19 protein-coding genes are annotated in these 20,001 nt (G+C 60.9%); 9 read left to right on the forward strand and 10 right to left on the reverse strand.

What is annotated here, in order from left to right; translation table 11 throughout:
- Window positions 1-114: 114 nt before the first annotated feature.
- Entirely contained in the window at window positions 115-747 is a 633-nt protein-coding gene (locus HXS65_RS11250; protein ID WP_077376603.1) for a helix-turn-helix domain-containing protein, read from the reverse strand.
- A 164-nt stretch (window positions 748-911) separates the two neighbouring features.
- The gene (locus HXS65_RS11255) at window positions 912-1,937 is read right to left on the reverse strand and encodes a histone deacetylase family protein (protein ID WP_176493879.1); all 1,026 of its coding nucleotides are present in this window, start codon (window positions 1,935-1,937) and stop codon (window positions 912-914) included.
- Between the two features lie 193 nt (window positions 1,938-2,130).
- Here HXS65_RS11255 and HXS65_RS11260 point away from each other — a divergent pair, with 193 nt between their 5' ends.
- The 4 genes from HXS65_RS11260 (at window position 2,131) to HXS65_RS11275 (ending at window position 8,557) form a co-directional block, all read left to right on the forward strand.
- The gene (locus HXS65_RS11260; RefSeq protein ID WP_176493880.1) at window positions 2,131-5,037 is read left to right on the forward strand and encodes a bifunctional acetate--CoA ligase family protein/GNAT family N-acetyltransferase; all 2,907 of its coding nucleotides are present in this window, start codon (window positions 2,131-2,133) and stop codon (window positions 5,035-5,037) included.
- A gap of 307 nt (window positions 5,038-5,344) precedes the next feature.
- Entirely contained in the window at window positions 5,345-6,553 is a 1,209-nt protein-coding gene (locus tag HXS65_RS11265; RefSeq protein WP_084208718.1) for a glycine betaine/L-proline ABC transporter ATP-binding protein, read from the forward strand.
- A complete protein-coding gene (locus tag HXS65_RS11270; protein ID WP_077376591.1) occupies window positions 6,550-7,407 on the forward strand; it encodes a proline/glycine betaine ABC transporter permease in 858 nt (285 codons plus the stop codon). The genes HXS65_RS11265 and HXS65_RS11270 overlap by 4 nt, the downstream gene beginning before the upstream one ends.
- Window positions 7,408-7,654: 247 nt before the next feature.
- On the forward strand, window positions 7,655-8,557 hold the full coding sequence (locus HXS65_RS11275; protein WP_077376588.1) for a glycine betaine ABC transporter substrate-binding protein: 903 nt from the start codon (window positions 7,655-7,657) through the stop codon (window positions 8,555-8,557).
- 198 nt (window positions 8,558-8,755) lie between these two features.
- On the opposite strand, the gene HXS65_RS11280 is transcribed toward HXS65_RS11275, so the two are convergent.
- The 8 genes from HXS65_RS11280 to HXS65_RS11315 all read right to left on the reverse strand — a co-directional run bounded on the left by HXS65_RS11280 (window position 8,756) and on the right by HXS65_RS11315 (window position 14,203).
- A complete protein-coding gene (locus tag HXS65_RS11280) occupies window positions 8,756-9,427 on the reverse strand; it encodes an RluA family pseudouridine synthase (protein ID WP_176493881.1) in 672 nt (223 codons plus the stop codon).
- A 67-nt stretch (window positions 9,428-9,494) separates the two neighbouring features.
- Window positions 9,495-10,046, reverse strand: a complete 552-nt coding sequence (locus tag HXS65_RS11285; RefSeq protein WP_176493882.1) for a hypothetical protein — start codon at window positions 10,044-10,046, stop codon at window positions 9,495-9,497.
- A 327-nt stretch (window positions 10,047-10,373) separates the two neighbouring features.
- Window positions 10,374-11,024 (reverse strand): pyridoxamine 5'-phosphate oxidase, encoded by a 651-nt coding sequence (gene pdxH / locus HXS65_RS11290; protein WP_176493883.1) that lies wholly within the window; start codon window positions 11,022-11,024, stop codon window positions 10,374-10,376.
- 72 nt (window positions 11,025-11,096) lie between these two features.
- Window positions 11,097-11,495, reverse strand: a complete 399-nt coding sequence (locus HXS65_RS11295) for a branched-chain amino acid transporter permease (RefSeq protein WP_077376573.1) — start codon at window positions 11,493-11,495, stop codon at window positions 11,097-11,099.
- Window positions 11,492-12,304, reverse strand: coding sequence for an AzlC family ABC transporter permease (locus HXS65_RS11300; protein ID WP_255304489.1), 813 nt, complete (start codon window positions 12,302-12,304; stop codon window positions 11,492-11,494). The genes HXS65_RS11295 and HXS65_RS11300 overlap by 4 nt, the downstream gene beginning before the upstream one ends.
- A gap of 459 nt (window positions 12,305-12,763) precedes the next feature.
- A complete protein-coding gene (locus tag HXS65_RS11305; RefSeq protein WP_176493884.1) occupies window positions 12,764-13,171 on the reverse strand; it encodes a DUF2069 domain-containing protein in 408 nt (135 codons plus the stop codon).
- Window positions 13,172-13,819 carry an NAD(P)H:quinone oxidoreductase gene (wrbA, locus tag HXS65_RS11310; RefSeq protein WP_176493885.1) on the reverse strand — a complete coding sequence of 216 codons (648 nt, stop codon included), beginning with the start codon at window positions 13,817-13,819 and terminating at the stop codon, window positions 13,172-13,174.
- A gap of 24 nt (window positions 13,820-13,843) precedes the next feature.
- Window positions 13,844-14,203, reverse strand: coding sequence for an ArsC/Spx/MgsR family protein (locus HXS65_RS11315; protein ID WP_084208713.1), 360 nt, complete (start codon window positions 14,201-14,203; stop codon window positions 13,844-13,846).
- Window positions 14,204-14,302: 99 nt separating this feature from the next.
- Here HXS65_RS11315 and HXS65_RS11320 point away from each other — a divergent pair, with 99 nt between their 5' ends.
- The 5 genes from HXS65_RS11320 to HXS65_RS11340 all read left to right on the forward strand — a co-directional run bounded on the left by HXS65_RS11320 (window position 14,303) and on the right by HXS65_RS11340 (window position 19,822).
- Entirely contained in the window at window positions 14,303-15,601 is a 1,299-nt protein-coding gene (locus tag HXS65_RS11320; protein ID WP_176493886.1) for a YihY family inner membrane protein, read from the forward strand.
- A gap of 358 nt (window positions 15,602-15,959) precedes the next feature.
- Window positions 15,960-17,087 carry a spermidine/putrescine ABC transporter ATP-binding protein PotA gene (gene potA, locus HXS65_RS11325; RefSeq protein ID WP_077376558.1) on the forward strand — a complete coding sequence of 376 codons (1,128 nt, stop codon included), beginning with the start codon at window positions 15,960-15,962 and terminating at the stop codon, window positions 17,085-17,087.
- Window positions 17,084-17,965, forward strand: a complete 882-nt coding sequence (potB, locus tag HXS65_RS11330; protein ID WP_176493887.1) for a spermidine/putrescine ABC transporter permease PotB — start codon at window positions 17,084-17,086, stop codon at window positions 17,963-17,965. The genes potA and potB overlap by 4 nt, the downstream gene beginning before the upstream one ends.
- Entirely contained in the window at window positions 17,962-18,744 is a 783-nt protein-coding gene (potC, locus tag HXS65_RS11335) for a spermidine/putrescine ABC transporter permease PotC (protein ID WP_077376552.1), read from the forward strand. Before potB ends, potC begins: the two co-directional genes overlap by 4 nt.
- Window position 18,745: 1 nt before the next feature.
- On the forward strand, window positions 18,746-19,822 hold the full coding sequence (locus HXS65_RS11340; protein ID WP_205632690.1) for a PotD/PotF family extracellular solute-binding protein: 1,077 nt from the start codon (window positions 18,746-18,748) through the stop codon (window positions 19,820-19,822).
- The last annotated feature ends 179 nt before the right edge of the window (window positions 19,823-20,001 follow it).

Consider the following 20,001-nt stretch of genomic DNA (forward strand, 5'->3'; position numbering starts at 1 on the left):
GTGATGATGTAGGCGCTGTCTCTGCCTCGCCAGGCCATTGTTCTGGCGAGGTAAAGATCTTTCACGTCACATGCTTCTGGAGAACGGTTTAGCGTTGCGCCAGTGGGCGTATCATCAATCGGCGTCGTTGCGCGTGCAGACTGACAGCACTACGGCATCGTCTTCGCTGGTGGAAACCAGAGCATGGCCCATGTCGGAGTCGAAATAGATGCTGTCTCCATCCCCGAGAGGCAAGGGTTCATAGAACTCGGAATACAGCAGAATGCTGCCCTCCAGCACCATCAGGAATTCCTCGCCGTCGTGGCGCACCCAGTCGGGAAACTCCTCGAAGCTGCGAGCGCGCACCCGGGTCTTGAAGGGAATCATGCGCTTCTGAGCCAGCTGCCAGGAAAGCAGCTCATGTTCATAGGTCGGGGTCGGGTGGCTCTTGCCTTCACCGAGGCGCGTCAGATCACGTCGGCCCAGCGTGCCGCTCTGTCGCTTGGGAGGACTCAGCAGTTGAGGAAGGTCGATATTGAGACCATTGATCAACTTCTGGACGGCGGTGAAGGTGGGGGATATCTGTTCATTCTCGATCTTGGACAGCGTAGAGCGTGCAAGCCCGGTACGCTGGCTGACATCCTCGAGGGTCCAATGATTGGCGAGACGGATCTGCTTGACCCTCTCTCCAAGCTTGAGGGGCTCAACGAAGGCCTTGCGGCCGGAAGCGATCCGGACCGCGGCATCCTTGTCAGTCGGTGTACTCATGGGAAGCTTCGCTGTGGTCGATGGCGGCGGGAGTTCACAAGTTTACTATTGGAAACTTTTTCGCCAGCTTATCACAGCAAGGAAATCACGGTGTAGCTGAGCAAGGCATCGACGATGCTCCTGGCGACAGGGGATGCGTCTCTTGAGCTCGCATGTCTGGTCACTCAGAACAGCGGATGATCACGCTCATCTGGCCTTGCATGAACTTTGGGTGACGCGTGCGCGGCTGGCGGCGAATGACGCAGGGATACCCCGTCCTCCATCGGCAGACCCGCCAGTGCCTTGACATGGGCTTCAGTGCTGCGTGCCAACGCTTCCAGGCAGTAGCCGCCTTCCAGTACCGAGACGATACGTCCCTGACAATGGCGCCTGGCCACGTCCATCGCCAGGCGCGTGATCCAGTAATAGTCGTCGTCCTCGAGACACAGTTCGGCCATTGGATCCTCACGATGCGCGTCGAAGCCTGCCGAGATCAGGATCAGCTCCGGCTTGAAATCATCAAGCTTCTTCAGCCATTGCGCTTCGATGGCATGGCGAAAGTCCAGCGAACCACAGCCTTCTGCCAGCGGGGTATTGTGAATGTGCTCCCAGCGGCTCTCGAGATAGCGCCAGGGGTACATGGCGTTCTGGAACGATGAGCAGACCAGCGTGTCGGGGTCATGCTTGAAGATATCTACCGTGCCGTTGCCCTGATGAACATCGAAATCGAGGATGGCGATGCGTCTGACACCGTACTGCTGGCGGGCATGCAGCGCGCCTACTGCCACGTTGTTGTAGAAGCAGAAGCCCATGGCATCCGCGCGTTCGGCATGATGGCCCGGTGGGCGCACGGCACAGAAGACGTTGTCCGCCTGATTGCGCATCACCTGGTCGACCCCGCGCACGACGGCTCCTGCCGCGAGACGTGCCGCCACCAGGCTGTCTGCACACATCACGGTGTCCTCGCTGAGCGCCAGCAGCTGACCTGCCTGGGGCGGGCACTTGTCGAGTGCCTGCAGGTGGCGCATCGGATGGACTCTTGCCAGCTGTTCCAGCGTGGCAGGGCGTGCATCGTATTGCTGGACATGCTGAATCACGCCGCTCAATGCCAGCTGACGCTGGATGGCCTGCAGGCGCAATGGGCTCTCGGGATGTGTCGGACCCATGAAATGATTGCCACAGTCGCTATGAGAGATATAAGAGGTGATCATCGGCATGTGCCTGTTTGGCTGGGCGCTAGACTGAGGATAGTTCGAAACCTCACAGTAAGATTCACTGGTAGGCACGGATAGTGGCGGATGGTCTACCTTCTCCAGCACCTGCCGGCTGCTGTTCAGGCACTCACTTTCGCGGCATGCTGGTGGCATCGCGCATTGGATGCGCACCGGCTGACAGGACACCTCCATGGGGATGCGATTTCTGCGCAATTTCTTCGAGCCCACCAGTATCGCGGTGATCGGGGCCTCGGAAAAGACACACTCACTGGGCGGCCAGGTGCTGAGAAACCTGCTGGAAGGCGGGTTCAAGGGCACGCTTGTCGTGGTGAATCCCAAGGGCTATGACACGGTGCATGGAGTGCCCTGTGTGCGCCGGATCAGTGAGCTGGACACGATGCCGGACCTCGCCATCCTGTGCTCGCCTGCCGAGACCTTGCCGCGCATCGTCGAGAAGCTGGGGCGTCGCGGCGTCAAGGCCGCGCTGTTGATCTCCGGAGGAGTGGCACCGTCGCCGGCAAGCTCCCTGGCCCGCGTGACGGAAAAAGGGCTCGGAATGCTTGCCCGGCGTGAGCCTGTGGCCCCCGACCACGCGCGACTGCGCATCCATCCGGATCAGGAGAGTCTCAACAGCCGTCTGCTCAAGGCGGCACGTGGCAGTGGAATACGTCTGCTGGGCCCGGAGTGCATGGGAGTCTGCGTGCCCAATCGGAATCTGAATGCCTCCTTCAGTGGTCAGCCTGTCGCCAAGGGCAAGGTCGCCTATCTGGGGCAGTCGGGGATGCTGGGCAATGCCATGATCGACTGGGCGGCGGGGCGCGGTATCGGCTTCTCCCATCTGGTGACGCTGGGAGACAGCGTCGACGTGATGCTGCCTGACCTGATTGATTACCTGAATCAATATGGGCATGCCCAGGCGCTCCTGCTGCATCTCGAGCGCATCCATGACTCGATGCACTTCATGACTGCGCTGCGCGAGGCCTCTCGCAACCGACTGGTATTGGCGATCAAGAGCGGTCGCACGCCCGAGGCCGACCTGTTCGGGACTCACGTCACCCCCGGCATCCCCAATCGCGACCAGATCGTGGACGTCGCGCTGGCGCGAGCTGGGGTGGTACGCGTCAATGACAGCGAGGACATGTTCGATGCCCTCGAGACGCTCAATCGCATGAAACCGCTGCGGGGGGATCGGCTGGCGATCGTCTCCAATGGTCTCGGGCCGGCCCTGTTGGCGATCGACAAGCTGATGGCGGGAGGCGGCAAGCTTGCCGAGCTGAGCAAGGAGAGTCGGGATGCGCTGCTCAAGGATCAGCTGGATGTCAGCCTGCCCGGTCGCAATCCGGTGGATCTGGGGGGCAATGCCACGCCCGAAGACCTCGTTGCCGCAGTCAACATCGTGGCCAATGATCAGGGGGTCGATGCGGTGCTCGTCGTGCATGCGCCGACAAGACTTGCACCATCCAAGGACACGGCCGAGGCCCTGATCACGCATCGCAAGCAGTTCCGGCGCAATCTGCTGACCAGCTGGATGGGGCTCGAGCAGGCGCTGGCGGCACGTCATGCCTGCCATGCTGCGGGTATCCCGACCTATCTCTCACCCGAAAAGGGCGTCAAGGCCTTCCTGCAGATGGTGGATTACCAGCGGGTGCAGTCCCTGTTGCAGCAGACCCCGCCGAGCCTGTCCTTCACCACCAGCGCCGAGATTCGCGCCCGAGCACATGATCTGGTGCACAGCGCTCGGCGTGCCGGTCGTGAATGGCTGACCCATTCTGAAACGGCTCAGGTACTGGAGACCTATGGCATCGCGACAGCTGCCAGTCATTATGTGTCTGACGCCGCCGAAGCCGCGCAGGCCATTGCAGCTCTCAGGCAGGCGGCTGGCAAGGAAGACGCCGAGATGGCAGCGGGGCCCTTCGCCTTGCGGGTGGTCCACAAGCACAACAGCCAGCCCTTCCGCTATCGCCGCTTCCCGCAGCGTCTGTCTTCTGGCGTGGTCCAGGATCTCAATGGCCCGGAAGACATCGCCCTGGCCATGCGTCGCATCACCAGCAAGGTGAGCGAGCGCGATGACGAGCGGGGACGCAGCGGCAGCGAACGCACCCGCATCCATGAGTTCTGCCTGCAGCCGATGCGCCGCGGCAAGCATTCGCTGCAATTGAGTGCGGGCATCACGCGTGACGAGGAGTTCGGGCCGGTGGTGGTCTTCGGGCTGGGGGGCTACAAGGTCAACGTGCTGGTAGACCGCCAGGTTGCCTTGCCGCCTCTCAACATGACGCTGGCACGCGAGCTCATCTCGCGCAGTCATGCCTCGCGTCTGATCGAGGAGCACTCGCCGGACCCCGAGCGGGATATCGCGCGCCTGTGTACCTTGTTGATCAAATTGTCGCAGTTGGCATCGGATTTGCCTGACATTCGGGGGCTGGAGATCAATCCGTTGCTGCTCAATCGTGATGAGGCCGTCGCGGTGGATTTCACGCTGGATCTGGGCAAGCCCGCGCGCTTCGCCATCATGCCGTACCCGGAAGAGCTGCGGGAGTGGGTGCGGCTTGAGGATGGCACCGAGGTGGAAGTGCGGCCGATTCGTGCAGAGGATGCGCCATTGATCACCGCTTTCCATGCCAGATTGTCCGAGGAAAGCATTCGTTTCCGTTATTTCCATCACAAGGCTTCCCTGACGCAACGCGATCTGGCGCTGCTGGCCCAGATCAATTATGACCGCCAGATGGCATTCATCGCCGAGCGTGAAGTCAGTGAGCAGGAGGAGGGCGGCTCACGTCGTGAAATGTTGGGAGTGGTGCGGGTCTGGAATGACCCTGACAACATTCGCACGGAGTTCTCGGTGATCATTCGTGATGACCTGCAAGGTGAGGGGATCGGACGACTGCTGATGGAAAAGATGCTGCGCTATTGCCGTTCGTTGGGCACTCTCGAGATGGTAGGCAAGATCATGATGGACAATCACCCGATGCGTGCACTGATGAAGCATCTGGGGTTCACCTGTCGTTACAACATGGAGGAACAGGTCATCGATGCGAGCATCCGACTCAATGAGCCCACCAGTGATTGGCAACGCCTGAGGCTTGAATCCAAGGCCTGATGCGCGCGTGTCGGGGCATGATCGGTGGTATGCCACCTTCGTCGTATAAAGCTGTGTTGTTGTTTGAGTGAATATCAATAACTCTGTATCATTATTTTAAATATAAGAATCCTTTATGGAAATTGGCGCAGGGAATGACGTGGCATTCTGCTCAGTATCAGGCAGTGTCATGACGGGTGCCTCCCGCATGACGGCCTGATTGGCGCTATGCCACCCTCAGCGGCGCAACATCGTGAAAGCGCGTTGCCTGCCGTGTGACTGATCAAGCCTGTTCACGCTTCCCTGTGCACTCACAACAGGAAAGCCAATGACTGACACTCGCGATGTGAAGATCCGGGTGCGCAACCTGAGCAAGGTGTTCGGTAACCAGCCTGACAAGGCGCTCACTCTGCGTGACCAGGGACTCAAACGTCCTGAAATTCTGGAAAAGACCGGCCAGACACTGGGCCTGTCCAATGTCGATTTCGATGTGATGGAAGGTGAGCTGCTGGTCATCATGGGGCTGTCCGGCTCCGGGAAGTCCACCTTGATCCGTTGTCTCAATCGTCTGATCGACCCGACAGAAGGCGAGATCCTGATCGACGGTCAGGACGTGGCCAAGCTGGATGAGAAATCGCTGCTGCGCTGTCGTCGCAAGCACTTCTCGATGGTCTTCCAGAACTTTGCGCTCTTCCCTCATCGTACGGTTCAACAGAATGCCGAGTACGGCCTTGAAGTGCGCGGCGAGGCGAAGGAAGTCTGTTTCCAGCGCGGGCGTGATGCACTCAAGCAGGTAGGACTGGACGGATGGGAAGATGCCTATCCCGATCAGCTTTCCGGCGGCATGCAGCAGCGTGTCGGGCTTGCACGTGCATTGGCCAATGATTCTACCGTCCTGCTGATGGATGAAGCCTTCTCGGCACTGGATCCGTTGATCCGCAAGGACATGCAGCAGGAGCTGCTGGCGCTGCAGCACAAGATGAAGAAGACCACCATCTTCATCACCCACGATCTGGATGAAGCCCTGTCCATCGGTGATCGCATCATCCTGCTCAAGGATGGTGAAATCGTCCAGATCGGCACTCCCGAGACCATTCTCACCGAGCCCGCTGACGATTATGTCGCGCGCTTCGTCGAAGGCGTGGACATGTCGCGGATTCTGACCGCCCAGTCCGCCATGACGGATGTCCGTGCCACCGCGCGAGATGATGATGGCCCCCGTACGGCATTGCGCAAGATGGGAGAAAACGGCCTGGACAGTCTCTTCGTGGTGCGCCGCGACCGTACCGTTCTGGGAATCGTGACGGCAGAAGATGCCGAGCGTGCTGTACGTGAGAACCTCACGGATCTCTCCAGTCTGATCCACTCCGATTGCTGTCGGGTCTCGCCTGATGAGCCCTTGCACAACCTGTTCGCGATGTTTGCCGGCCATCACCACCCGCTGGCAGTCGTGGATGAGCAATCGCGCTTGATGGGAGTCGTGGTCAAGGGGTCCGTACTGGCTGAGCTGGCCGAAGCAGGGGAGGCGCATGCATGAGTGAATCGACAGGTTTCACCATTCCGAAGATAGAGCTGGGTGACTGGATCGAGGCAGGGCTGGATTATCTGACCAACAATTATTCCAGCGTGACCCGCGCCATTTCCAAGTTCACCGAAACCGGCATCGGTGCGCTCAATGACGCCCTGATGTGGATGCCCCAGTGGGCCTTGATCGCAATGGTCGCGCTGTTGTGCTGGCGGCTGGCGGGAACTCGCCTGGCGATCGGTTCCATCCTGGGCCTCGGCCTCATCTGGAATCTGGATCTGTGGGATCCGATGATCGAATCGCTCACCCTGGTGGTCATCGCGACGCTGGTGGCCGTGGTCATCGCAATCCCCCTGGGCATTCTGGCGGCGCTGTCGGATCGCTTCTATCGGGTCATCATGCCGGTTCTGGATTTCATGCAGACGATGCCGGCCTTCGTCTATCTGATCCCGGCCATTCCCTTCTTCGGTATCGGGTCGGTCTCGGCGATCTTCGCTACGGTCATCTTCTCGATGCCGCCGGCGATCCGTTTCACTACCCTGGGGATTCGTCAGGTCCCCAAGGAGCTGATCGAGGCCGCAGATGCCTTCGGGTCCACCCGTCGCCAGAAGCTCTTCAAGCTGCAGCTGCCCCTGTCGCTGCCGACGGTGATGGCGGGCATCAACCAGACCATCATGCTGGCCCTGTCGATGGTCGTCATCGCGGCCATGATCGGCGCCGATGGTCTGGGCAACGAAGTCTGGAAGGCGATCCAGCGTCTTCGTCCTGGAGATGGGTTCGAAGCGGGTATCGCGGTGGTGATCCTGGCCATGCTGCTTGACCGCCTGACCCAGACCTTGAGCAAGGAAAAGAAGTCACGCTCCTGAGGTGACTCACCTCGACCCACAAGCCGGCACCGCCTGTCGTGCCGGCTTGTCCCATCTCTTCAGGGCGTTTCTTGCCCACATTTCTGCACCGCGACACATTCTCCTGTTCTTTACACGTTGCATGGGGATACGGCATTCGCGGCAGCCAGTCTTTCTGCTGGTCCTGTATTGATGAAAGGCTGACCTGATCGGCGATCAGGCAATTCTCGCCCTAAGAAATAAGTAGATTCAAATAAAGGGGAAGTTGATGAATAAGCAAGGTACTTCACGTAGCCATCTGACCATCACCGCCAAGGCACTGTTGCTGGGGGCCGCCATGTCATCCTCGGTGGTCGGTGTCAGCGCGGCTCATGCGGCAGGTGACAAGGGAGATGTCACCCTGGCGTATGTCGAGTGGTCCTCCGAGGTCGCCTCCACCAATGTCGTGAAAGCGGTGCTGGAAGCTCAGGGCTACAACGTCGAGCTCAAGGCGCTGTCCGCCGCCGCGATGTTCCAGGCGGTCGCCTTTGGTGATGCTGATGGCATGGTCGGTGCGTGGCTCCCCACGACCCATGAAGACTACATGGCCAAGGTCGGGCCCAAGGTCGAGGACCTGGGAGTCAACCTCGAGGGCACCAAGCTTGGCCTGGTGGTCCCGGCGTACAGCAAGCTCGAGTCCATCGAGGACATCACCTCGCATGCCGACGAGATTGATGAGCGTATCGTCGGTATCGAGCCAGGCGCCGGCCTGACCCGACTCACCGAGCAGGTGCTCGAGGATTACGATCTCGAGGATATCGACCTCACGACCGGTAGCGGCGCGACCATGACCGCAGCGCTGAGCAATGCCATCAAGGGCGAGCGGGATATCGTGGTGACCGGCTGGACCCCCCATTGGATGTTCGCGCGCTGGGACCTCAAGTACCTGGAAGATCCGAAGGGCGTCTATGGCGGTGCCGAGGAGATCCATACCCTGGCACGCAAGGGGCTCAAGGAGGACATGCCGGAGGTCTACGCGATCCTGGACAACTTCGCCTGGACGCCGGCGGACATGGGCGAGGTGATGCTCAACAACCAGGAAGATGATGCAGACCCCTACGAGACGGCCAAGGCGTGGGTGGAAAGCCATCCGGATATCGTCAATGAGTGGCTGCCGGCAACGGCTCAGTAACCTCATCGTGATGGCAGCGGTCTAGTCCACCTCGGCCTGCCATCAATGTGAGTAAGACCAAGACGAGACGCCCCCGCAGGCTTGCCTGCGGGGGCGTCTCGTCTATCAGGGTCGTCTATCTGTCTCACCATCCGTCTCACCCTCCGTCTCACCCTCCGTCTCACCCTCCGTCTCGCCGATGCGGGACGTCAGCGACGCTCAGAAGGGGCAGGGGCTGCAGACTTCCATGCGCTCGCCGCTGACCGGGTGATCGAAGGCGATCATCTCGGCATGCAGCATCAGGCGCTCGGCCATGAAGAAGGCTTCATCATTGGCATACAGATCGCAGCCCAGGATGGGGTGGCCCAGCTGCTGGCTGTGGATGCGCAGCTGGTGGGTGCGCCCGGAGACGGGCGTGAATTCGACCCGGGTACGCCTGGGGGCCTCGAGCCGCTCAAGCACGCGATAGTCACTGATGGCGGTCTTGCCTGTCTCATGGCAGATCTTCTGCAACGGGAACCGATCCACGTCCTTGGCAATCGGCAGCGAGATCCGTCCACTGTCCTGCTCGACGTGTCCCAGCAGCATCGCGCGGTAGGACTTGTCGATGGTCCGGGCCTGGAACTGGCGCGTCAGGTTGCCGTTGGCCGGCTTGTTGAGCGCCACCAGCATGATGCCTGAGGTGCCGAGATCCAGGCGGTGCAGCAGCTTGGCGGTCGGGTATTCCTTGACCAGCCGATGGTGCAGCGAGTCCAGATTGAGCGGATGCTTGCCGGACAGGCTCAACAGACCACTGGGCTTGTGGATCAGCAGGATGTCCTCATCCGCGTAAAGCACCTTGTAGGTCTCATGACAGGGCGGAACGATGAACGGGTCGGCTTGTGGCTGCATGGGGTCTCACAGATGACGATGGGCGGTTCGACGGTGATGGTCGGCAAGGCGGGTGACGAGCTCGCCGTCACTCGTCAGGCAGCGGGGAGGCCAGCAGATCGATGTCTTCCCAGTGATACTCGTATTCCTCCTCCTCGGTGTCGTCGGGAGCTCGCCCGATGAACAGGCTGGCGGTGAAAGCCCGCACGAAGATCACCTCGCTGCCATCCAGTGCCGCAAGGCGCTCGCCTTTCCTGAGCTTCTTGATCTTGCGCTTGCGCGCCGCGACATCCTCACGCGTGGCGCGGGTCGCCTCTCGCCACTGGGCGGCAATCTCACCGGGGGCAGTGGACTGCGCCAGGAGTGCCGGCGGGCATTGCAGCGGAATATCTGGCGTGCCTTCATCCCGGATATGGTATTCCCAGCGGCTGGGGTCACCCTGTCGGGGAGCCTGCATCAGATGCTGGCGAATGAAGGTATGACCATGGGGATGCTCCAGCACGGTGTAGAGCACATTGCCGACCACGGCGTGATCCACCAGCGAGATGCCATGGTGATCGGAAGGTGTGTAGCTTGCCAGCAGGCGATCTACCAGCGTCTGACGAGCCACCTTGGGTGTTGCACTGTCGTCCCAGGCCATGTGGCCTCCCTTCCTGTAAACATGTGACGGTGTATGCAGAACATGAGCCGTGCAGCTGTCGCCGACCTGAGCATGCCCTGCACCGAAAAGCCGGCCATTGTCTGTTCTGGCACGGCGCAGGGCAAGTCATGCTTAATCTCGCATGCCGCGTCGACGGGATCGCATCGCGGGTGCCGCATGGCGTGATGTGAGGGGCATGGCGCGAGGGGCATGGCGCGAGGGGCTTGGCGTAAGGGGCATACGTGTTTCGATCAGCACGCAGGCGCCTTCACGCAAAAGGCCCCGCCATGGCGGAGCCTTCGAGAGCGTGTGGCGATCAGGTGCCACTCACGGTGCGAGCATCACCTTGTGCCACTCATTGTCTTCGGTATCCAGACGCTGATAGCGGACCCGGTCGTGCAGGCGTGATGGCTGGCCCTGCCAGAACTCGATCATCTCGGGCACCACGCGATAGCCACCCCAGTGCTCAGGGCGCGGGACATCACTGTCGGCATAGACCTTCTCGAAGCGGCCCTGTCTCTCGCTGAGCCAGTCGCGATCCGGAATCTCGACGCTCTGCTGCGAGACCCAGGCCCCCAGCTGGCTTTCCTTGGGACGGGAGGCGAAGTAGTGGTCCGAGGTGGCGTCCGAGACCTTCTCCACGCGACCCTCGATACGGACCTGGCGCTCCATGCCAGGCCACCAGAACGTCAGGGCCGCATGCGGCACATTGGCCAGTTCGCTGCCCTTGTGGCTCTGATAGTTGGTATAGAAGATGAACCCTTGTGCGTCGTATCCCTTGAGCAGCACGATGCGCGCGTGCGGCTTGCCCTGGCTGTCCACGGTGGACAACGTCATCACATTGGCATCGTTGTCATCGGCGGAGAGTGCGCTGGTCAGCCATTCCTGAAACTGCTCGAAGGGTTCGGCCGGGGTGTTGTCAAGATTCAGGCCATCACCGGAGTAGGTTCTGCGCACGTCAGCGATATCGCGATTCATGGTGGGCTCCCTTGATGAATTGCTCATGTAATGTAAGGACTGTGTACCGTCGAGCGCCAGATCGCAAGGGCCTCAGGCCTGTGCCATGGGGCCGAGCTGTACCCACGCCATGTAAAGACCGGTACCGACGGCGATGGAGAGCAGCGCATTGCGTCGCCAGAGGTGAAGGCCGGCCACGCAGGCGGCGGATATCAGCATGCCGGCACCCTCGGCCTGCATCAGCCAGTCGCGCCAGAGCTCGCTGCGAGCAAGCGTGGAGGGCAGATCACGGGGGGAGTCGCCGGGCAACGACATGGCAGACAGGGACACGATGATCAGCACGACCATCACGATGGCCGGCAGATAGCGACCCATGTGCAGGATCAAGGGATGTGCGGAATGGCGTGAGAGAAACAGGAAGGGGGTCACGCGTGTCGCGAAGGTCGCCAGCGCGGCCACGCCGATCAGCAGCAGTGCCTGGGTCGTTGTCATCGTGTCCGGCTCCCGTCGCTCAGAGAGCGCTGTTGATGGAGGTAATGGCCGAGCAGAAGGACACTTGCCGCGGCGATGCTGCCGAGCAGCAGTTGGTCTTGGGGCAGCACCCATAGCCCCGCCAGGGTGATCACCAGGCCCAGCAGGAAGGGCCAGCGTTCCCGCAATGCGTACCATTGCTCGATGCCGAGCACGACGAACAGGGCGGTGAGGGCAAATTCGATGCCGCTGCTGTCAAAGGTAAGCTGGCCGGCCGCCAGCCCCAGTGCGGTCCCCAATACCCACCACAGCTGGTTGAGCGCCGTAATGCGCAGCATCAGACGCTGATCATTGCGCCTGGCGGCCTTGTCATCCCGCTCACCGCTGCGCGGCAGGCTGGATAGCAGCGAGTAGGTCTCGTCGGTGAGACCGAAGATGAGATAGAGCTTGGCGATTCCGGCCTCGCGAAAACGCTCCAGCAATGACAGGCCATAGAACAGGTGGCGTGAGTTGAGCAGCAGGGTGGCGACGGCCACTTCCGTGACACTCGCTCCAGCGCCCAGCAGAGCGACCGCCAGGAACTGCCCGGCACCCGCCAGGATGATCACCGACATCAAGAGTCCCAGCCAGGGGCTCAGGGGTAACTGGGTGAACAGCACCCCGAAGGCGGCTCCCAGCGGGATATAGCCGAACATCACCGGTAGCGTCTGACGCAGCGCCTCACGCCATGCGCTGGCCGTGGTGATCGATTCAGGCTCGGCCATCTCCAGGGAGTGCGCACCGTCGTCGAGGGTGCGTGTCACGCCATCGGTGGTGGGTGTCGTAGGCATGAGGCGTACGGGGTTCCTGTCGGCTCAATGGGCATTGGCATCACGCAAGGCTGCGTGACGACCCGATCCCGAAGGGGGTCAGATGAATCAGCATAGCGTGACGATGATGGTGTGGCGATGCGGCCAAGGTGGCACTCTGCAGTGCAATCCTCTGGATTCTAGCGCCAATTGCCCAGCAAACCACCGTCGAGCGCTGATCTGTCATTGGAATCCTCCGCCCATCTTCAAGGGGTAAGCGCTGAGGTCGAGGAGAAAGGGGGAGAGGAAAAAGAGAAGCGGGAAGTTGGAAGCGGAAAGCGGAAAGAGACAGGGACAGAAATGAGCGAAGGGACAGGAACATCGAATGAATCGCCGGTCGTGCAGACAGAGCGCCAGGCCTGATGACAGATAGCGCCCAGGGGGCGCTATCTGTCAGGTCCTCGTCGGCGGCCTTTTACCCCATGGGGGTGCCGGCCCGCATCACGACTGAGACTGACGCTTCAGATTGCGCGAGCGAAAGCGAGCATACGCCATGCTGGCGAGGAACAGGCCAAGTGCCGCCAGCGCCTCCAGTATGCCGATCACCCCATGGCCGGGTACGCTGGCCAGCATCACGCCCTGCATGAGATAGAGCAGACTGACGAAGGCCAGCCAGACGTGGCCGCGGGCGCGACGAGTCAGCACGGCGGGCAGGAAAAGGGCAATGGGCAGCAGGCGAATCAACAACGGCACCAGGCCGGTATTGTCACTCTGGGCCATCAACTGGATGCCACCTACCAGCAGGATGACGGCCAGGGCCGCGAAGCTCACGATCACGCCGCGGCGGCTCTTGGCCTCGAGGGTGTCGAGGCCCTGTTCACGTTCCATTCGTTCAAGCCAGGCGCGCATCTATCGGTTCTCCCTGAGGGGTTGCATGGCGAGGGCCAGACGCGCAATGCGCTTGCCTTGTGCGACGGCCAGGCGTCTCTCATGGTCGTTCACGTCATTGTCACCGCGCTTGCCGCTGACATGGGTGGTGCCATAGGGCGTACCGCCCTGGGTGGTTTCCAGCAATTCAGTGGCACTGTAGGGCACACCCGCATAGACCATGCCGTGGTGAAGAAGAGGCACCAGCATGGTCATCAAGGTGGTTTCCTGACCGCCATGCAGTGAGCTTGAGGCACTGAAGGCGGTGGCAGGCTTGTCGATCAGTGCCCCGTTCATCCACAGCTCGCTGGTGGAGTCGAGGAAGTACTTCAGCGGAGCGGCCATGTTGCCGAAACGGGTCGGGCTGCCAAGTGCCAGGCCTGCGCACTGACGCAGGTCATCGAGGGTGGCATACATGGCACCGCTGTCGGGGATTTCCGGCGTGGTCTGCTCGCAGGTCGTCGAGACTTCGGGGACACGGCGCAGGCGGGCCTCGATTCCCGGAATGGACTCGATGCCAGCGACGATCTGCTCCGCCAGGGTCTGGGTCGCACCGTGACGCGAGTAATAAAGCACGAGCACATAGGGTGTCGTATCGGGGGACGTACTGGAATGGGTGTCAGCTGACATGGGCGTCCTCAGGTCACGAAGGGATCAGGCGTCGTCGAGCAGGGCGAGTACATCCTGCGGTGGTCTGCCGATGATGGCGCGCTTTCCGTCATCGAGAATCGGGCGTTGCATCAACCTGGGCGTGGCAGCGATGGCGTCCAGACGTCGTGCATCATCGGGTTCCTCAAGGGCGAGCGCCTTCCAGTCACTCTCGTTCTCTCGCGTCAGGGCTTTCGCCCCGCCTTCGAGTCGAGCGGCCAGCGCACTCAGCTGCTCACGGCTCAACGGGGTGTCCAGGTAACGAATGGTCTCGAATTCGTCGCTTTTCAGGCGTGACTCCAGCAACGCGAGGGTTTCGCGTGACTTGGAGCAGCGCGGGTTGTGATAGAGTTTCAGCATTGGCATGACTGTCTCCGTTTCCGGACAGGCGGTAAGGCGAATGGACTGTGCCGTCAGTGATTCCTGACGGCAGCTTCACATCAGGGATGCATTGTAGAGGGGCGCATGAGAATGCCACAACTGCCACAACTCAAGCGGATGACGCCTGCCATCGGGGTCGTCCTCAAGCTGGTCTCACGTTTCAACTATCACGATGGCAAGAAGACTGCCTCCGCCTTGACCTATACCACCCTGTTCGCGGTGGTGCCTCTGATGACGGTGATCTATTCGATGTTCGCCGTCATCCCGAGCTTTGACGGTGTCGGGCAGCAACTGCAGACCACCGTCTTTGCCCAGTTCCTGCCCTCCACCGGCGAGACGGTGCTTGAGTACCTCAATGAGTTCTCGGGTCAGGCTCGCAATCTGACCTCCGTGGGCCTCATCTTTCTGTTCGTCACGTCGGTGTTGATGATGATCACCATCGAAGGGGCGTTCAATGCCATCTGGCAGGTACCGGAAGGGCGCAAGGGGCTGTCGAGCTTTCTGATGTACTGGGCGGTCCTGACACTCGGGCCGCTGATGCTGGGGTCCGGTTTCCTGCTGTCTTCCTATCTGACTTCGCTGTCGTTCTTCGATTCAGCGGCCTCGATGCTGGGCGGCAAGGCGGTATTGCTGCGCCTGTTGCCACCATTGTTGAGCGCGGTGGCCTTCACCTTCATCTACGCCGCGGTACCCAATTGCAAGGTGCGCCTGCGTGATGCGGCCGTGGGAGCGGTGACGACAGCTCTGGCACTGGAACTGGCCAAGGCCGGGTTCTCGTTCTACGTCACGCAGTTCCCGTCCTATCAGGCCATCTATGGTGCCTTCGCGGCAGTGCCACTGTTCCTGCTGTGGGTCTTCCTGTCCTGGTGCATCGTGTTGCTGGGGGCGGAAGTGGCGGCCTGGATGGGGGAACGCTCCAACGCTGACTGGCATCGCTGGCCACCGTTCTGGCAGACCCTGGGGGCCGTCATGCTGCTCAAGGATGCGCATGAACGGGGCGAGCCGCTCTCGGATGACAGCCTGACCGAGGTATTGGGCAGCCGCTATCGTCGTGTACTCAAGCCCTTGATTGAGGAGAACATCGCCAGCCAGACCCAGGATGGTCAGTGGGTGCTGGGGCGTGATCTCAATCACTATACGCTCTGGGAGCTGGCGCGAGCGCTGCCCTGGGATCTGCCGGCAGGCGAGGCCGGCGAAGCGCCGCACCCTCGTCTGGAGCCGTTGCGAGAAGCGTTGGCTCAGGCGCGTCAGGCCGAGAAGGAACGCATGGACTGTGGGCTGGTGGAGGTTCTGCCCAGTGTCGGTGAGGTCGAATCTGGCTCTGACCACACCGGCGCCCCCCTTCCGACGAATCCGTCATCCACCTCCTCCATGGCGACGTGAGTTGTTCCTGGGTGAATGCGAGATGACAGCAGGCCCTCGAGTGGGCAGAATGCGCACCTCACGACCTGCCTGAGGCTGGAGGATGCAAGCTGCCAGGCAATGCAAAAGGCCCGACTCCGGTACGGGCCTTTTCATGTTTCGTCGCTCAGGATTTGTTGCCGCGCGCATAGCCATCCCAGCATGGCCAACGGCTTGCATGACCGCCGTGGCGCAGCGGCGAAGATCCTGAGCTGGACCTTCTGCGCGCAGGTCGCGCAGGAACTGAAGAAGACTCGACAGTGTGGCGCGTCATTTCCGGCGCGCCATTTCATGTATCAGGGAGACGCGCGCGTTTCCCGCTGGAGGTGACCCCCTGCCGATGAATAGCTCTGCTCCTGAGACGACCCCACTGGTCAAGTTGCGCTCCATCACCAAGACGTTTGGCGAGCGCAAGGTGCTCGACAGCCTGGATCTGGATTTGAAGGATGGTGAGTTCGTGACCCTGCTAGGCCCCTCAGGGTGTGGCAAGACGACCGTACTGCGCTTGATCGCAGGCTTCGAGGACCCTGATGCGGGTACCATCACGCTCGAGAACGCGGCATTGCAGCACACGCCTGCGCACCTGCGTCCGGTCAATACCGTCTTCCAGAGTTATGCGCTGTTTCCGCACATGAATCTTTACGACAACGTGGCCTTCGGGTTGCGCATGGAGAAGGTGCCCAAGGCCGAGATCCACGAGCGTGTGCGTGAAGCGCTGGAAATGGTGCAATTGGCGCATCTGTCCGACCGTCGTCCGGACCAGCTCTCCGGTGGCCAGCAGCAACGTGTCGCCATTGCTCGCGCCGTCATCAAGCGCCCGCGTGTCCTGCTGCTGGATGAGCCGCTCTCGGCATTGGACTACAAGCTGCGCAAGCAGATGCAGAATGAACTGAAGCGTCTTCAGCGCCGTCTGGGCATCACCTTCGTCTTCGTCACCCACGATCAGGAGGAAGCGCTCTCCATGTCCGATCGTGTGGTCGTGATGCGGGAAGGGGGGATCGAGCAGATCGGCACGCCGCGTGAAGTCTATGAGTCGCCGAGCACGCTGTTCGTGGCGCGTTTCGTCGGCGAGATCAATCAGCTGGCGGCACGCGTCGAGCGGCCTTCCACAACGCCGGGGCGCATCCACGTCGAGGTGCTGGGAAAGTCGCTGGAACTGAGCAGCCACGGCCGCGAATACCTGGGTGGCGAGGCGGTGCAGGTGCTGCTGCGCCCGGAGGACATGCGACTCAAGTCCGCCGAGGACAGCGAAGGCTTCGCGGCCCGTGTCATCGAGCGCAACTACAAGGGCATGACGCTGGATACGGTGCTGGAGCTCGACAGTGGTCAGCAGTTGCTGGCCAGCGAGTTCTTCGATGAGGATGATCCGGACTTCGATTATCGTCTCGGTGAGCGCGTCAAGGTCAGCTGGGTGCCGGACTGGGAAATCATCCTGCCGGATGATGCCCCCGTGGAGGCGGGGGCATGAGTGTGGTGCGCAATCCCTTCAAGACGGCCACGCTGACCATCATCTGGGGCTGGCTGATCGTGCTGGTACTGGCGCCCACCTTGCTGGTGGTACTGGTCAGCCTGATGCCCGAGGGCAGTGGACAGCTACTGAGTGGCGACATCTCGCCTGCCACGCTCTGGCAAGGCTTGTTGACCAATTACGGCCAGATGATCAGTCCGGTCTATCTGGGAGTGTTTGGCCATTCGCTGTGGATCGGCCTGGTCTCGACCCTGATCTGCCTGGTGCTCGGGTATCCGTTCGCCTGGATGATCTCGCGTGCCAGCCCCCGGATGCAGCCGCTGCTGCTGCTGCTGGTGATCATCCCGTTCTGGACCAACTCGCTGATTCGCATCTATGCCCTGCGCACGCTGATCGCGACTCGTGGGCTGCTCAATGATGTGCTGATGACTCTGGGGCTGATCGATACTCCCCTGCGGCTTCTGTATACCGAGGAGGCGGTGATCATCGGGCTGGTCTACATGCTGTTGCCCTTCATGATCCTGCCGCTGTATGCCGTCTTCGAGCAGCTCAGCCGTCCGACCCTGGAGGCGGCACGCGATCTCGGCGCCAATGGTCTGGCCACCTTCCGTCATGTGGTGTTGCCACTGACCATGCCCGGCATCATCGCCGGCGTGCTGCTGGTGTTCCTGCCGGCGATGGGCATGTTCTATGTGTCGGATCTGCTGGGTGGCTCGCGTCATCCCTTGATCGGCAACATCATCAAGGGACAGTTCCTGGAAGCCAACAACTGGTCCTTCGGGGCGGCCATCAGCGTGATGCTGACACTGGTGATGGCCTTCCTGCTGCTGGCGTATTACCGCAGCGTCAAGCTCTTCAAGCGGGAGGTGACACTATGAGCCTGAGCCGCCCCCTGCGCGTGTTCAGTCGTTGCTACATGACGCTGATCTTCACGCTGCTGTATGTGCCGATCCTGGTGTTGATCGGGATTTCCTTCAATGATTCGCGCAATCCGTTCCTCTGGGGTGGCTTCAGTCTGCGCTGGTACGACAAGCTGCTGGGCAACGCCAATCTGATGGATGCTGCGCTCAATACCCTGTGGCTGGGCGTGACGGCGGCGACTCTCGCCACGCTGATCGGCACCCTGACCGCCACGGCGCTGTACCGTTATCGCTTCCGGGGAAAGCCGCTGCTCAACGGCATGCTGTTTACCGTGATGATGATGCCGGACATCGTGATGGCGATCGCGTTCCTGGCGCTGTTCATCGCCCTGGGCATCCAGCTGGGCTACCTCTCGTTGCTGGTCTCTCATGCCACCTTCTGTCTGCCCTTCGTGGTGATCACGGTGTATTCGCGCCTGTCGGGGATCAATCCGCAATTGCTGGAGGCCGCACGTGATCTGGGGGCCAGCGAAGCACGAGCCGTCTGGCATGTGCTGGTGCCAGCGTTGATGCCGGCGATAGCCTCGGGTTGGCTGCTCAGTTTTACCCTGTCATTGGACGATGTCGTGATCTCGACCTTCGTCACCGGTCCGACCTTTGAAGTTCTGCCGCTGCGTATCTATTCCATGGTGCGCCTGGGGCTCAAGCCTGAAGTGAATGCACTGGCAACTCTGCTGCTTGGATTGTCACTCTGTCTGCTGGTGATTTCCCAGTGGTTGATCAAGGAGAAAAAATAACATGCAAGGTTCCCGTTTCCCGCTGCGCGCCGCTGGCCTGATGGCTGCCGTCAGCCTGGCATCCGTGGCGACATCCGCCCCCGTTCTGGCCGCGGATGACAGCGACAAGGTGCTCTACGTCTACAACTGGACGGAGTACATGCCCGATGAGGTCATCGAGCGCTTTGAAGAACAGACCGGTATCGATGTCATCTATTCCACCTTCGATTCCAACGAAGCGATGTACGCCAAGCTGAAGCTGCTGGACAGCGACAACAGCTACGATCTCGTCTTCCCGTCGACGTATTACATCGACAAGATGGCGCGCGAGAATCTGCTGCAGAAGCTGGATGTCAGCAAGCTCAGCCATTTCAAGGATCTCGATCCCAACCTGGTCGACCGCGACTTCGACAAGGGCAATCAATATAGCGTGCCTTACATGTGGGGCAGCGCCGGGATCGGTTACAACCCGGACTATGTCGAAGAGGGCGCGCTGACCAGCTGGAACGATCTGTGGGATGACAAGTATCGTGACAAGCTGCTGCTCTCCAATGACATGCGCGAGGTCTTCCATGTCGCGCTGGCAAGCCTGGGCTACAGCGGCAATACCACGGACCCGGACGAGATCAAGGCAGCCTACGAGAAGCTGACCGAGTTGATGCCCAATGTTCGCGCCTTCAACTCCGATGCGGCGCGTGTGCCGTTCATGCAGGGCGAGGTCGATGCCGGTCTGATCTGGAACGGTGAGGTCTACCAGGCCAATGAGGAAGGCGTACCGGTGAATTACGTCTATCCCGAGGAAGGCATCATTCTGTGGATGGACACCATGGCCATCCCGTCCAATGCGCGTCACGTCGATGCGGCCTATCAGTTCATCGATTATCTGATCAGCCCGCAAGTCAGCAAGGAGATCAGCGAATACGTGGGTTACACCACGCCGAGCCTTGCCGCCAAGGAGATGATGGACCCCGAGGTGCGTGACAACCCGGTGGTCTTCCCGACTCAGCAGGATCTCGCACGTGGCGAGTTCCAGACCGATGTCGGCGATGCGCTGTCGATCTATCAGAAGTACTGGGAACAGCTCAAGACGGGTCACTGATCCCGTCGTGACGCCAGACGTGTGGACGCACGAATTTGGCATGGACGCTTGAGCTTGGCTGACGCCCCGAGGCATTCTCTGTCTCGGGGCGTCGTCGTTTGCGTCCTCTGCGTCCCCGGGGGGGCCAATCACCGCCCCGGGCGCAGGCAGGTCTTGATGACGACCTGCTCTCTGATTGC

The sequence above is a fragment of the Cobetia sp. 5-25-4-2 genome, from assembly GCF_013374075.1.
Taxonomy (GTDB): domain Bacteria; phylum Pseudomonadota; class Gammaproteobacteria; order Pseudomonadales; family Halomonadaceae; genus Cobetia; species Cobetia marina.